Annotated in this window: 13 protein-coding genes; 6 read left to right on the top strand and 7 right to left on the bottom strand. The window is 60.2% G+C overall.

Translation table 11 applies throughout. The features are described 5' to 3' along the window. Positions 1 to 75 precede the first annotated feature (75 nt). A complete protein-coding gene (locus BV034_RS27710; RefSeq protein WP_265593546.1) occupies positions 76 to 1551 on the bottom strand; it encodes a hypothetical protein in 1476 nt (491 codons plus the stop codon). A gap of 17 nt (positions 1552 to 1568) precedes the next feature. Then, complete coding sequence (locus BV034_RS27705) at positions 1569 to 2333, bottom strand: dienelactone hydrolase family protein (protein ID WP_050030201.1); 765 nt, start codon at positions 2331 to 2333, stop codon at positions 1569 to 1571. A gap of 150 nt (positions 2334 to 2483) precedes the next feature. Here BV034_RS27705 and BV034_RS27700 point away from each other — a divergent pair, with 150 nt between their 5' ends. The 3 genes from BV034_RS27700 to BV034_RS27690 all read left to right on the top strand — a co-directional run bounded on the left by BV034_RS27700 (position 2484) and on the right by BV034_RS27690 (position 5735). Next, a complete protein-coding gene (locus BV034_RS27700; RefSeq protein WP_063768923.1) occupies positions 2484 to 3329 on the top strand; it encodes a transporter substrate-binding domain-containing protein in 846 nt (281 codons plus the stop codon). 77 nt (positions 3330 to 3406) lie between these two features. Next, positions 3407 to 4717 carry a xylose isomerase gene (gene xylA, locus BV034_RS27695; RefSeq protein WP_050030199.1) on the top strand — a complete coding sequence of 437 codons (1311 nt, stop codon included), beginning with the start codon at positions 3407 to 3409 and terminating at the stop codon, positions 4715 to 4717. 400 nt (positions 4718 to 5117) lie between these two features. After that, positions 5118 to 5735 (top strand): tetratricopeptide repeat protein, encoded by a 618-nt coding sequence (locus tag BV034_RS27690; protein ID WP_050030198.1) that lies wholly within the window; start codon positions 5118 to 5120, stop codon positions 5733 to 5735. 189 nt (positions 5736 to 5924) lie between these two features. On the opposite strand, the gene BV034_RS27685 is transcribed toward BV034_RS27690, so the two are convergent. From BV034_RS27685 to BV034_RS27670, 4 genes are all read right to left on the bottom strand, one after another. Next, positions 5925 to 6836, bottom strand: a complete 912-nt coding sequence (locus BV034_RS27685; RefSeq protein WP_050030197.1) for a hypothetical protein — start codon at positions 6834 to 6836, stop codon at positions 5925 to 5927. A 188-nt stretch (positions 6837 to 7024) separates the two neighbouring features. Beyond that, on the bottom strand, positions 7025 to 7621 hold the full coding sequence (locus BV034_RS35240) for a DUF4190 domain-containing protein (protein ID WP_081888161.1): 597 nt from the start codon (positions 7619 to 7621) through the stop codon (positions 7025 to 7027). 139 nt (positions 7622 to 7760) lie between these two features. Continuing rightward, complete coding sequence (locus BV034_RS34290) at positions 7761 to 8594, bottom strand: DUF4190 domain-containing protein (protein WP_063768922.1); 834 nt, start codon at positions 8592 to 8594, stop codon at positions 7761 to 7763. A gap of 32 nt (positions 8595 to 8626) precedes the next feature. Continuing rightward, the gene (locus BV034_RS27670) at positions 8627 to 9568 is read right to left on the bottom strand and encodes a metalloregulator ArsR/SmtB family transcription factor (RefSeq protein ID WP_050030195.1); all 942 of its coding nucleotides are present in this window, start codon (positions 9566 to 9568) and stop codon (positions 8627 to 8629) included. Between the two features lie 61 nt (positions 9569 to 9629). On the opposite strand from BV034_RS27670, the gene metK reads away from it, so the two are divergent. The 3 genes from metK (at position 9630) to ahcY (ending at position 12744) form a co-directional block, all read left to right on the top strand. Continuing rightward, positions 9630 to 10805 carry a methionine adenosyltransferase gene (gene metK / locus BV034_RS27665; RefSeq protein WP_050030194.1) on the top strand — a complete coding sequence of 392 codons (1176 nt, stop codon included), beginning with the start codon at positions 9630 to 9632 and terminating at the stop codon, positions 10803 to 10805. 47 nt (positions 10806 to 10852) lie between these two features. Further along, positions 10853 to 11215 carry a four helix bundle protein gene (locus tag BV034_RS27660; RefSeq protein ID WP_050030193.1) on the top strand — a complete coding sequence of 121 codons (363 nt, stop codon included), beginning with the start codon at positions 10853 to 10855 and terminating at the stop codon, positions 11213 to 11215. 104 nt (positions 11216 to 11319) lie between these two features. Continuing rightward, positions 11320 to 12744, top strand: coding sequence for an adenosylhomocysteinase (gene ahcY / locus BV034_RS27655; RefSeq protein ID WP_050030192.1), 1425 nt, complete (start codon positions 11320 to 11322; stop codon positions 12742 to 12744). 111 nt (positions 12745 to 12855) lie between these two features. On the opposite strand, the gene BV034_RS27650 is transcribed toward ahcY, so the two are convergent. Then, positions 12856 to 13114, bottom strand: a 259-nt coding sequence (locus BV034_RS27650) for a M4 family metallopeptidase (protein ID WP_265593545.1), incomplete at its 5' end; no start/stop codon positions are given.

Genomic DNA, 13114 nt, shown 5'->3' with positions numbered 1-13114 from the left:
TCCCGCATGCGGGACGGAACTCCAACCTTCTCCGTTCCGCCTGTGGGGCCTGACGCACTTCCTTCTACCCCTTTGTTATTTCCCAGTATCCCCATCCTTGGCCACGCCCTCAGAGCCAGCCCCCGCAAGCCGGTACACCAGCGCGCCGTGCCCGTTGTCCACAAACGCCAGCCACGTTTCATCCGGTGAGAGCGAGAGATGGCGGCACCCGGCCCCGCCGTGGAGCAGCACCTCGGCCCTTCCGTCGGGAGCGAGGCGCACCAGTTCGGTCTGTGAACGTGATCCTGCGGCATTCTGCCGCCACTCGTAGCGGGTGCCGTCTGCCGTGGTGACGGAGGTTTCGCCGCGAGATTCCGGCTTGGATCCTGCCTCCCATTGCGCTGCCTTCTCAGCGAGCTGGCTTGATTCCACCTCACCTGGTGGCCAGACGGCGATCTTTTGCCCTTCCCAGTCCTTTGGGAAAAGCCGGGGCACATGCTGCAGGGAGATGCTGGTCCACTTTGCCCCGGAGGTGCGCACTGCGATTTCCCCGTTGTCTGGCCGCCACACCGGCGGACCTTGTGCTTCTGGAGCATGGATGGTGAGCACCAGGTGCACGTCCATCTCCAGCATGGCACCGGCCAGGGCGTTGGGCGTCTGGTCCCGCAGTGACTGGTGCAGGCCGTATCCGCCACGCGTCCAGCGGGTGAACTGGTCCTCATGCACGACGTGAGACCACTCCCGGTAGAAAGGGGAGCGCTTTTCAGTGGGCGGGCTGACGGTCAGCAATCCGGTCACCCGTTGGTTGTTTCCCTGTTCCCGCTGGTAGCGGTATTCGCAGAAGGCGGCCTTCGCATCGTGCAGGGGGCAGATCCGCACCAGGATTTCCCGGGCGTTTGGGTGTTGGCGGGCCAGTTCCTCCAGCTTGGTCGCCACAAAGTCGCTCTTGGGCAGACGGTGCTCGTCCAGCAGGTCGGATTTCTCAATGACAAAGCTCCCGGCGCTGGTGGAGTTTGCCAGGGCCGCCAGCTTTCCCGGCACGATCCCAAAATCTGCCGTGATGCTGGCCGTGGCGTCATCCTGGGTGATGATGGGACGGCTGAACACGTGCTGAACCTGCTTTTCGAGCTGCCTGAGGCCCTCTGCGGAACGTTGGGCCTCTAGATAGGCATCCCGCAACCTTTGCAGAAAGCTTGCCTGCTCTGACTCTGTCTCTGGCGCGTGTCGGAGACTGAAATAGAGCTCATCCAGTTTGGCGTCGAGAGGTGCCAGATACTCCGGGTCCGTCAGCAAATACTCGCGGCGCTTGAGCAGGGCATTCTCTGCGACTAGCACCTTTTCCCACAATGCCTTCTTCCACGGCGCATCCTTTTCCGGCCGGGCAATTGCAGAGAGCCTGGTGCTGGAATGATTTTCGCCGTTCGACCAGGGCCGCACGGCCAGGGTGATCACCAGGGCGAGCACAACCAACCCGGCCCAGAGCTTGCGGGACCCCGAATTCAGGAATGTTTGCGTCCACCTCCACATAAGACAAGACGGCGGTACTGGCAGGGCCTGGCGGAACCGGGCCATGCCGGAGCACAGGCGGGTTATTTCCCAGAAGGAACGCCCTCGCCCAGCTTGCGATGAAACAACTCCAGCGCCAGCCCGTAGCAGGTGTTCGCCAGCACGGGATCGTAGCGGTGGCCCTCGTCACGAATGAAGGCGTGTTGTCCGTTGAACTCGTGCCAGGTGTAACTCAGGTCCTGGGCATCCAGTTCCGCCTGCACCTTGCGGCGGCCCTCGAGAGGGATGTGGGGATCCTGCCGGCCCCAGATCATGCAAAGTTCCGCCCGGGTGTTGCGGATGCTGGCCAGCGTGTCGTCGTTCATCCCCTTGCCCAAGCTCTGCTTGTGGACATCGGTGGCGTAGAGACACACCGCAGCGTCGAGGTCTTGATTTTTGGCCGCAGCGCGGAAGGAGAGGTGGCCGCCGATACAAATGCCAAAGGTGCCCAGTTTCCCCGTGCAGGCGGGGTGGGCCTTCAGATAGTCCAGAACGGCCAGGGAGTCGGCGTCATAGCTTGCCAGCTCCTTGGCCGTTTTCAGGTCGTTGCCCTTGTCCGCGCCCGCCTGATCATAGGCAAGCACCTCGCCCGGGGGCAGGAATTCATGGTAGATCTCCGGGACCGCCACGAGGTAGCCATGCCCGGCCAGGTAGGCTGCCGTGCGGCGGATGGGCGCGGTGGCCTGAAAGATCTCTGAGTACATCAGAATGCCGGGATACCTGCCCTCCGCCACCGGGCGGAAGAGGTGCGTTCGCATGGGGCCGAACGGGGTCGGCAGGTCGGCAAACTCGTCAGAGCGGAGAATCATGGGGGAAACGGGGCGGGTTTTGGGCCCCTTTGAGAGGACCGGGATCACCCTTCGACAAAATCAGAGGGAAGGCAAGCCTGAGCCGCATCTGACGGAGAATCCTCCCACGACGCTGCTTGGCAAAAAGTCGGTTTCAGTGTATGCAGCCTCATGACGATTTCACTTCGGGCGTTCATGGGATGGGTGGCAGCCAGCGCAGCCTGCGCCCTGGTGGGATGTGGCCCGAGTGACCAGCCGGGGGCGCCCGCCAAGCCCAAGAAACTCGTGGTGGCGATGGACGCCACCTACCCGCCTTTCGAGGTGGTGGATGAAAAAGGGGAGTTCTACGGCGTGAGCGTGGATCTGGGGCGGGAGCTGGGCAAGTCCCTGGGGCGCGAGGTGGAGTTCCGGAACATCAACTTCGACGGCCTGATCGCAGCGCTGAAGTCCGGCAGCGTGGACTGCATTATTTCCTCCATGAGCGCCAACGATGATCGTCGCAAGTCCATCGACTTCAGCGACCCCTACGTGAAGACGGGGCTGGCCATCCTGGCGGCGGCGAAGTCTCCGGTGCAATCACTGGAAGATCTCAAGGCCCCCGGCCGGCGGGTGGCCGTGCGGCTCGGCACGACGGGCGAGCAATATGCCCGCCAGTACCTGCCAGATGCCTCCCTGGTGGTGCTGGACTCCGACACTGCTTGTGTCATGGAGGTGGTGAAAGCCGGGGTGGACGCCTGGATCTACGACCAGCTTTCTCTCATGAACTATCACAACCGCCACCCGGAAGCCACCCGGGTGCTCCTGCAGCCACTGCGTGAGGAAGTGTGGGCCATCGGCATCCAGCAGGGCAACACGGAACTCAAGACCAAGGCCAACGAATTCCTGGCAAAATTCCGCGCAGACGGCGGTTTCGGGCGGCTGGGGGACAAGTATCTGGCCAAGGAAAAGGCGGTGATGAAAGAGATGGGCATCCCGTTCGTCTTCGACCTCGAGCCGGGCGATTTTGGGAAGAACTGACAACTTTTGTTGAGAAGATGTCACCCCGGCATGATGGGGCTTGACGCTTGCTTTTTGTGGTTTGAAATGGGCCAACTATGAGCGAAGCGTTTCCTGACATTCCGAAGATCAAGTACGAGGGCCCCAAGTCCAAAAACCCGCTTTCCTTCAAGCACTACAATGCTGACGAAGTGGTGGCGGGAAAGAAGATGAAGGATCACATGCGCTTCGGCGTGGCCTACTGGCACGCCATGCGCAACACGCTGTCGGACCCCTTTGGTGGTGGCACCTCCCAGAAGCCTTGGGATGATGGCACGGACAGCATTGCCAATGCCCAGAAGCGCGCCCGGGTTTGCTTTGAGTTCATGGAGAAGCTGGGTGTGGACTACTACTGTTTCCACGACCGCGATGTCGCCCCGGAGGGCAAGACCCTGGCCGAGAGCAATTCCATCTTTGACGCCGTGGCGGATGAGCTGGAGAGCCTGCAGAAGGGCACCGGCAAGAAGCTTCTGTGGGGCACGGCCTGCCTCTTCGCCCACCCGCGCTACAACCAGGGTGCGGCCACCAGCCCGAACGCCAATGTCTTTGCCTACGGCGCGGCCCAGGTGAAGAAGGCGCTGGAAGTCACCCACCGCCTGGGCGGTGAAGGCTACACCTTCTGGGGTGGTCGCGAAGGCTACGCCACCCTCTGGAACACCAACCTGAAGCGTGAGATGGACCACCTCGCCCGCTTCATGCACATGGCGGTGGACTACAAGAAGAAGATCGGCTTTGCCGGTCCGTTTTACATCGAACCCAAGCCACGGGAGCCCTCGACGCACCAGTACGACTCCGACTCCGCCGCCTGCCTGAACTTCCTGCGCGAGTACGGCCTGCTGGAGCACTTCAAGCTGAACATCGAGACCAACCACGCCACGCTCGCCGGCCATACCATGCGCCATGAGCTGGAAGTGGCCCTCGCCGCCGGTGCCCTGGGCTCCATCGATGCCAACACGGGTGACGAGCTCATCGGTTGGGACACGGACCAGTTCCCGACCGACATCTATCTCACCACGGAGATCATGCTGGTGCTCCTGAAGATGGGTGGCTTCACCACGGGCGGCCTTAACTTCGACGCCAAGGTTCGCCGCGAAAGCTTCGAACCCGTGGACCTCTTCCACGCCCACATCGGCGGCATGGACGCCTTTGCGCGCGGCCTCAAGATCGCCGCCGCCATCATCGAAGACGGCCGTCTCGACGGCTTCGTGAAGCAGCGCTACAGCACTTTCGACAGCGGCATCGGTGCCCAGATCGAGAAGGGCGAAGTGGGCTTTGAAGAACTCGAAGCGTACACCCTGAAGAACGGTGAACCCGCGATCGGCAGCGGCCGCCAGGAAATGCTGGAGAACCTCGTCAACGAGTTCATCTGAGCTTCCGTCAGGAACTGAAGCGAAATCCATCGTGATCATAGGGGCCACCGCGAGAGCGGTGGCTTTTTTTGCGCCGGCGTTGCGGGAGACACCAGACTTGAGGTCAGCGCAACGCAGGCAGTTTGTTATTTCCAAATTCCCCAGGTCTCAGTGTTGGAGTGCCGGCTTCAGTCGGCCGAAGCTCATCGAACGGGCGATCCGGCACCAGAATCCACGCTTAAAAGCGGAACTCCAACCTTCTCCGTTTCGCCAGCTGGGTTGGAGTTCCGCGTTCACGCGGTCAGGAACCTAACTGCCCAGGGTTCCACTCCCGACTTGAGAAGGCGTTGCTCCATGCCTAGGGTGAGCGAAATCCCGACTCAAGTCGCTTCACAAGCGCCTCCTTTCCGTCTCCCCCCAGATGAAACGCCCGCTCTCCAGTCCCCGTTTCCGGGCCACTGTCCTGCCTGTCGGCATGCTGCCCGTGCTTGCCGTACTTACTCTGGCCTTTTCAGTCCTCCCTGCTGTACTTGCGCAATCAACGGCTCAATCCGGAGAGGACCGCTATCAGGAGTACCTCAGGCTTTGCAAAGCGACGGACGGCGTTGTCGATGACCGCCATGTCGCAGCGATCAAGGCGGCTGCTGAACTGGGGCATCAGGTGGCACAGGCCCATTACGGTACCTACCTGCTCTACAAGACGGAGCCGCGTGATCCCAAGGTGGTGGCGGAGGCGGTATCGTGGCTCAAGAAAATTGAGGATGTCAACAAACCGGAGCTGATCGGTGCCCGCTTCATTCTGGGTCTCTGTTACATAAGCGGCGACGGAACCACGAGGGACATCAAGCGTGCCCGTGCCCTGCTGAAGGTCACGAGTGCGGACGGCAATGCGGACATGAAGATGGCCTACGCAGCCCTGCTCCTTGAGATTCTGAATGAGAAAAAGGAAGCGAAGGTCGTCTTGGACCAGATTTCCCTGGAGGATTTGTCATCAGCGTCTCATGCGGAGTACAAGAAGTATCAGAAAGCCGTGGAGTAGGGGTTCTGTGTCGAGCCACACGCACTCCAAGACGCTGCCGCGAGGTTTGACTGCGCCATCCGTTGTTGACGCGTGGTGCGCGGGCTTGTGAGAGCAGCCGCCAAAAAAAACAACGGCACAGAGTCGCCTCTGTGCCGTTGGATATTTAGGAGTCAACATTCCGCCGGTTTGAGGCCGGCCGGAGATTGGTTAGAACTTGATGACAAAGTCCACAATGAACCGGTCGTCAATGAAGCCTTCTTTTTTGCCCACCGACTTGGTGTAGGCAAAGCCGAAGTCAAGGTAGCTGGTGAGGTGGGAGCGGAAGCCGCCGCCGACCGTGATCTGGGTTTCGCCATCGGCATAGGAGCTGCCGAAGTTCACGAGGTCGTAGCCTTCGGAATCAAGGGGCACCGCACCGCCTTCTTTCACGACGGTATAGCCGTTGGCCACGACGAAGGGAATGAAGTGGCTGCAGACGTAGTAGTCAGCCTGCAGGTGGTAGTGAAGGATCGTGCTCTTCCAGTAGTCGTCGTTGGGGACCTGAATGCCCACGTTCGCCTGCAGGTGGAAGTCGCCAAAGCCCTTCTGGCTGGAGACAAAGAAGTTCCACAGTCCATCGCCGTTGCCCTGATACACTTCCTCGTCACCGGTGGGGAACTCATAGGTCACACCGGGGGTGAGGATGAACTGGTGCTCCGGCAGATCGATGAGCGCGTACTTCAGGCCAACTCCCAAGTCACCGATACCGTCTGCATCCGGACCCACGCCGGGGTGAAACTCATTCCAGCCACCTTTCACCATCATCAGGCCGAAACGGGGCGTCGCGGCCCAGCGCAGCTGCATCCCATAGACCTGGAGGTCGCCGCCCTGGGTGGCGAAGTCGTCGGAGATGTTCTGGTAGCCGAACACCGGACGGATTTCGTTGCGGATGACCGCGTCTTCAAAGAGGATCGGATCCGCCACCGGAGCGATGGTGTGCTCACGCCAGTCGATCGCCTTTTCCAGATTCACGCTCTTGGAGAGGGGGACGGCTACGGGCTCTCCTGCTTGAAGGGAGACCGTGGAAAACAAACTCGCCGCCAGCACGGCGTTGGCCGCAAAAAAGGCGAAGGGACGCATAGTTGGGAGGGCGACATTATTGAGCATGCGAAATATTATGCATACTTTGCCGCGAAGCGCTACAAAAATTATAAAAACAATCAAAGAAGCCCGTAAAATTTTAAATATCGGAGATTCTGCGATGCTGGAATGACCGATTTTCTCGAAAGTATGAACGAGCATCCGGCCGCAACCATTGAGGGTCCCTGCTAGTTGAATTGCTCCAGAATGGCACCGAGAAGGCCAAAGGCGAGAATGACAATCACGCCAAGGACGACCGCTCCCAACCAGATGTAGTTTAGAATCAGGCCCGTCATGGCCAGCGTCCTGCCCTCATACCTGGCACCCGGCGCTTTGATTTGGTTGAGCGCGATATGGCCACAAATCAGCCCTGGAATCACCAGCAACACCCCAAGGCTGCAGGTGACCAGGGAAATGATGCCGAGCACCAGACTGGCGATGGCAGTGCCAGGTGTGGGCCTTGCTCCCGTTCCCACGTGGGTCGGTGAATACGCCTGTGCTGGCCAACTTTGGGCTGGCGGCGCAGGGTAGGGCAAGACTGCCGGCGAGGGTGCCGAGCCTGGGCGGAGTACTTCCACGACGGTAGGCGAAGAGGGAGCGGTAGAGGGTGCGACGGGCAGGGGGGCGGCTTGCGGCAGCACTTCTGACAGCGGCTTCCAGTCAGGCATGCCCGCACACCACGCCAGATCGGAGCCAAGGAACCGGCCCGTTGTCAGACCGCTGAGGATCTCCGCCTCAGGGAACTCTCCAAGAGGGCTGCCGTCTCTGCCGAGGTGATATTGCATGGTTGGGAGGAGATGGGATCAGGAGTGGAGGTGGCAGGCGCGCCCCGCCTACAGGGTCTGACGCATGTCAGAGCCCTGCCACTCCCTGACTCCTTCGCGAGGTTTTTTCAACCCCAAATACGAACGCGGCCCCTGCAGACTAGGGGGCGGAGAGATTGGCAGGAGGCGGAATGGAGAAATCTGTGCTGGTGTTTCGCCGACCGACGACGCGTTTGCCGCGGATCTCCGCCTTGCTGATGAAGAGCGGCGCTTCCGGGTTGTCCCCGTCATTTTGGCCAGCACCCAGGTATTCATAGCCCGGATACTCGGTGCTGAGAGGGCAGCGCAGCAGGCTTTCGTAGGATGCCTGTTCCAGCACTCCGTCGGTGACCAGTTCCTCCAGATTGGCGGGGTACTTTCCGTTGTGGTCGGAAGCGTAAATTTTGCAGGCAGTCACCAGCTGCCGGACATTGCTGATGGATTTGGTGATGTTGCCCCGCTCCTGAATGCGGGAGAAGGTGGGCAGGGCGAGGGATGCCAGGATGCTGACGATGGCGAGAGCGATCGAGACATAGCCCATGACCAGGCCTGCCACGGCCATGCCTTTGCCGCCCAGGGAGCCGCCCGACTGTCTCACCTTGGCCAGGGCCATGTGGCCGACGATGATGGTGACGATCGCGCCAATGCCCAGAAGGCCGCAGGTGAAAAGAGAGATGATGCCAAGGACCAGTGCCGTCACGGCCAGACCATTGGTAGGGGAGTGGTACTCCGGTGCCAGGGAGGAGGCGAGCGGCACCTGGGTGACCGGGGCGCTCTTGATCTTGGCCGCAGGCGTCATCTGCTCAAACAAGGTGCTCAGCGGCACCCAGTCTGCCTGCCCTTCCTTCCAACCGAGATCGGTTGGCTGAAATTTGCCGTCGAAAAGTCCATGGCGGATTTCTTCGGCGGTGAATTGCCCCAGTTGCTCACCATTGCGCGCGACATGATAATCCATGCGCAAGACGCTATGGATTTTGTTTGTCGACGTCAAGATTTCAAAGCAACCGCCAAAAGCGTCTGAAAGTGCGGGCTCTTTGCCTCACGATCCACCAGCCGGATCTCGATGTTTTGGAAGCCTGCTCGCTCCAGCATTTCGTGAAGTTCCACCTCGGAAAAGCCCAGCCAGACATCGGCATAGAGCAGTCGGGCCTTTTCGAAGCTATGTCGGAGCAAGTCCAGCACAATGACGCGTCCGCCGGGCTTTAGAATGCGATGAGCGGCCGCCAGGGCGAACTCCGGCCGACTGGCGTGGTGCAGGGCCTGGCTGAAGAGGGCCACGTCCACGCTGCCATCGGTGATCGGCGGGTCTTCGATATCGCCCAAGCGGTAGTCCAGATTGGCGAAGCCGTGCTCCTCCGCGAGGCTGGAACCGTAGGCCACCATCTTCTCGGAATTGTCCACCGCGATGACTTGCTTTGCGTGCTGGGCCAGCATCTGGGAGACCACTCCCTCCCCGGCTCCCAGATCGGCAATGATCAGCGGGGGGACGAAGTGTAAGAGCGTCTCACCCAGCGCCTTCCACGAGCGGCCTGGGATATACTGGCGGCCAAATTTGCCCGCCAGCGCGTCAAAGTACGATCGCGCTGTGTCTGCACGCTTCCGTCGCACCAGCTTCAGGGCGGTGAGGTCATGTTTCGCCTCATGCAGTTCCTGAGTGGCGGCGTCCAGCAGCGCCAGGAGGTGATCGTGGGTCTCCTGGTCCTTGGGGCGCGGTGGTTGTAGCTGGTACAGGCGGTTCTTCCCAGACCGGCGGTCGGTGACGAATCCCGCCGTCTTCAGGCGGGACAGCTGGGCGGAGATGTTGCTCTGGCCGAGGGCCAGAATCTCCTGCAACTCCGCCACGGAGAGCTCTTCATGACGCAGCAGCGCCAGGATGCGCACGCGGGTGGCATCGGAGAGGAGGGCGAAGGATTTGAGAATTGACGACACGAGCGGAGATAGTAACGTATCAACGCATCATCATTTGTAAATACGAACTGAAACCCGATCCATGCCAAGCTCCTACATCTTCTCCTCTGAATCCGTCGGTGAAGGCCATCCCGACAAGGTTGCCGACACCATCTCTGATGCCGTTCTGGACGCGTGCCTTGCCCAGGACAAAAACAGCCGTGTGGCCTGCGAAACCTATGTGAAGAGCAACATCGCCATCGTCGGCGGTGAGATCACCACCAAGGCCAAGCTCGACTACGTCCAGATCGTGCGCGACGCCATCCGCGAGATCGGCTACGTGAACAACGACGACGTCTTCCACGCGGATCATGTGTTCGTCATGAACATCATCACTGCCCAGTCTCCGGACATCGCCCAGGGCGTGGACGCGAAGAAGGCCAAGGGCAAAAAGACCGCAGAGCAGGGCGCCGGTGACCAGGGCCTCATGTTCGGCTACGCCTGCAATGAGACCCCTGAGCTCATGCCTGCCCCGATCATGTACGCCCACCGCCTGGGCCGTGAGCTCACCGCCATCCGCAAGGCTGGCAAGGCCGCCAAGTGGCTGCGCCCCGACGCGAAGAGCCAGGTCTCCGTGGAGTATGTGGACGGCAAGCCGACCCGCATTGTGAACGTGGTCATCTCCACCCAGCACGCTGCTGGCGTCGAGCACGCTGAGATCGAGAAGTTCTGCATCGAGAAAGTGATCCGCAAAGTTCTGCCGAAGAACATGCTCACCAAGGACACCGAGTTCCTCATCAACCCCACCGGCAAGTTCGTCGTCGGCGGCCCGCAGGGCGACACCGGCCTCACCGGTCGCAAGATCATCGTGGACACCTACGGCGGCATGGGCCGTCACGGTGGCGGTGCCTTCTCCGGTAAAGACCCCTCCAAAGTGGACCGCAGCGCCGCCTACATGGGCCGCTGGGTCGCCAAGAACGTCGTCGCCGCCGGCCTCGCCGACCGCTGCGAAGTTCAGTTCGCCTACGCCATCGGTCACCCTGAGCCTGTGAGCGTGCACGTTGACACCTTCGGCACCCACAAGAAGTCCGAAGACTCCATCATCGCCGCTGTGCAGAAGGTGTTCTCCTTCAAGCCTGCCGAGATCGTGAAGCAGCTCAACCTCCTTCGCCCCATCTACAGCAAGACCACCAACTACGGTCACTTTGGCAAGGACGACGCTGATCTCACCTGGGAAGCGATCGACAAGGTCGCAGCGCTGCAGAAAGCGACCAAATAAGACGGAAGACTTCAAGACAGAAGACGAAAGACTTGAACTGATCTGCGATGGGGCTGCACAACTTTGAGGAACTGGAAGTGTGGAAGCGGAGCGCCCGGCTGGGTGTTTCGATTCTGCAGCTCGCCGATTCCATCAAGCTGTATGCCTTGCGCGATCAGATGGCCCGCTCTGCAATTTCGATCGCCTCGAATATTGCAGAAGGGTCAGAAAGGGAGAGGGACAAAGAATTTCGTAGATTCCTGGCCATCGCCAAAGGCTCCTCAGCTGAATTGCGCACGCAACTTTATCTCGGGCAACGTGCCGGACTTATTCCTGCCGAGACGGTCACTCCGCTCATCAAAGAGGCAAAAGAAGTTTCCTCGATGATTCAGGGATTGATGAAAAAACTCCACGATCCCTCGGCGAACTGAAGATGTGAAGCTTCTTCATGTCTTCTGTCTTTCGTCTTCCAGTCTTTTGTCTCTTTGTCGAAAGCAAATTTAGCGAACCACCACCCACCACTACCACCACCCCTATGAGCAACCGCGCTACTGAAACTGAAGATTACAAAGTCAGAGATTTTTCCCTCGCCGAATTCGGCCGCAAGGAGCTGGACATTGCCCAGTATGAAATGCCCGGCCTGATGGCCACGCGTGAAAAATACGGCCCCAAGAAGCCCCTTGAAGGCGTCCGCATCACGGGTTCCCTGCACATGACCATCCAGACCGGCGTTTTGATTGAAACGCTGAAGGAACTCGGTGCCGATGTGCGCTGGGCATCCTGCAACATCTTCTCCACCCAGGACCACGCCGCCGCTGCCATCGCAGCTTCTGGCACCCCTGTTTTCGCCTGGAAGGGTGAGACCCTGGAAGAGTATTGGTGGTGCACCTGGAAGGCCATCATCTTCCCCGGCGGCAAAGGCCCGCAGCTCATCGTCGATGACGGTGGCGATGTCACCCTCCTCATCCACAAGGGTTATGAAATGGAGAATGGCGACACCTGGGTGGAAACGCCTTCCGACAACCATGAAGTGTCCGTCATCAAGGCGCTGCTCAAGCAGATCGCTGTTGAACAGCCCGGCATCTTCCATGAGATCGTCAAGGAGCTGAAGGGGGTGTCCGAAGAGACCACCACGGGCGTGCACCGTCTCTATGAAATGGCGAAGGCTGGCAAGCTGCTCTTCCCCGCCATCAACGTGAACGACAGCGTCACCAAGTCCAAGTTCGACAACCTGTACGGCTGCCGTGAGTCCCTGCTGGACGGCATCAAGCGTGCTACCGATGTGATGATCGCAGGCAAGGTCGGCGTCGTCTGCGGCTACGGCGATGTGGGCAAGGGCTGTGCCGCCGCTCTTCGCGGCATGGGCGCCCAGGTCATCGTCACCGAAATCGACCCTGTGTGTGCCCTTCAGGCCGCCATGGAAGGCTACCGCGTGATGCCGATCGAGGACACCCTCGGCACCGGCGACATCTACGTGACCACCACCGGCAACAAAGACATCATCCGTGTGGAGCACATGGAGAAGATGAAGGATCAGGCCATTGTTTGTAACATCGGCCACTTCGACAACGAGATCCAGGTGGACAAGCTTGAGAAGCTCGCGGGCATCCAGAAGCTCAACATCAAGCCCCAGGTGGACAAGTACACCTTCCCCGCAGGCAACAGCATCTACATGCTGGCTGAAGGCCGTCTGGTGAACCTCGGCTGCGCCACCGGCCACCCGAGCTTCGTCATGAGCAACAGCTTCACCAACCAGACGCTGGCCCAGATCGAACTCTGGGAAACCAAGGACTCCCGCCCCATCGGCGTGACCGTGCTTCCCAAGAAGCTCGATGAAGAAGTGGCCCGCCTCCACCTCGGCAAGATCGGTGTGAAACTCACCGTCCTTTCCCAGGAACAGGCCGACTACATCGGCGTCCCGGTTGACGGCCCGTACAAGACGGACCACTACCGCTACTAAGCGGTTGTGGACATGAGTTTTGGTGGCGAGCGCCGTCAACCACTCGAGGTAAGAGGTAAAACATCACGGCGGACGGTCAGCAATGACCGCCCGCTATTTTTGTGCCTGAAGTCAAAGAATGCCCACTGCGGTGTAGGCGGCCTTGATGGCATTCAGCTTGTCCTGCTGGACCGTTGGCTGGCCTTGATAACGCTGGGTCGTCACGTTCAACAGGGTGCGGCGGCAGTCAGAGAAGGTGGAGGAGGGGGCGAGGCGGGTGAGGGTGACGTAGTAGAGGACTGCCGCCTCGGTCGGTGTGAAGAGGAAGGATCCTCCGCCGTCCTTCGACTGCATCACGTTGTAAAACGCGCGGTTGTGGATGCCGCTGTTG

This window comes from Verrucomicrobium sp. BvORR034, assembly GCF_000739635.1.
GTDB lineage: Bacteria > Verrucomicrobiota > Verrucomicrobiia > Verrucomicrobiales > Verrucomicrobiaceae > Verrucomicrobium.
The sequence above is the reverse complement of the archived record's forward strand: the minus strand, read 5'-3'. Positions and strand labels throughout refer to the sequence as shown.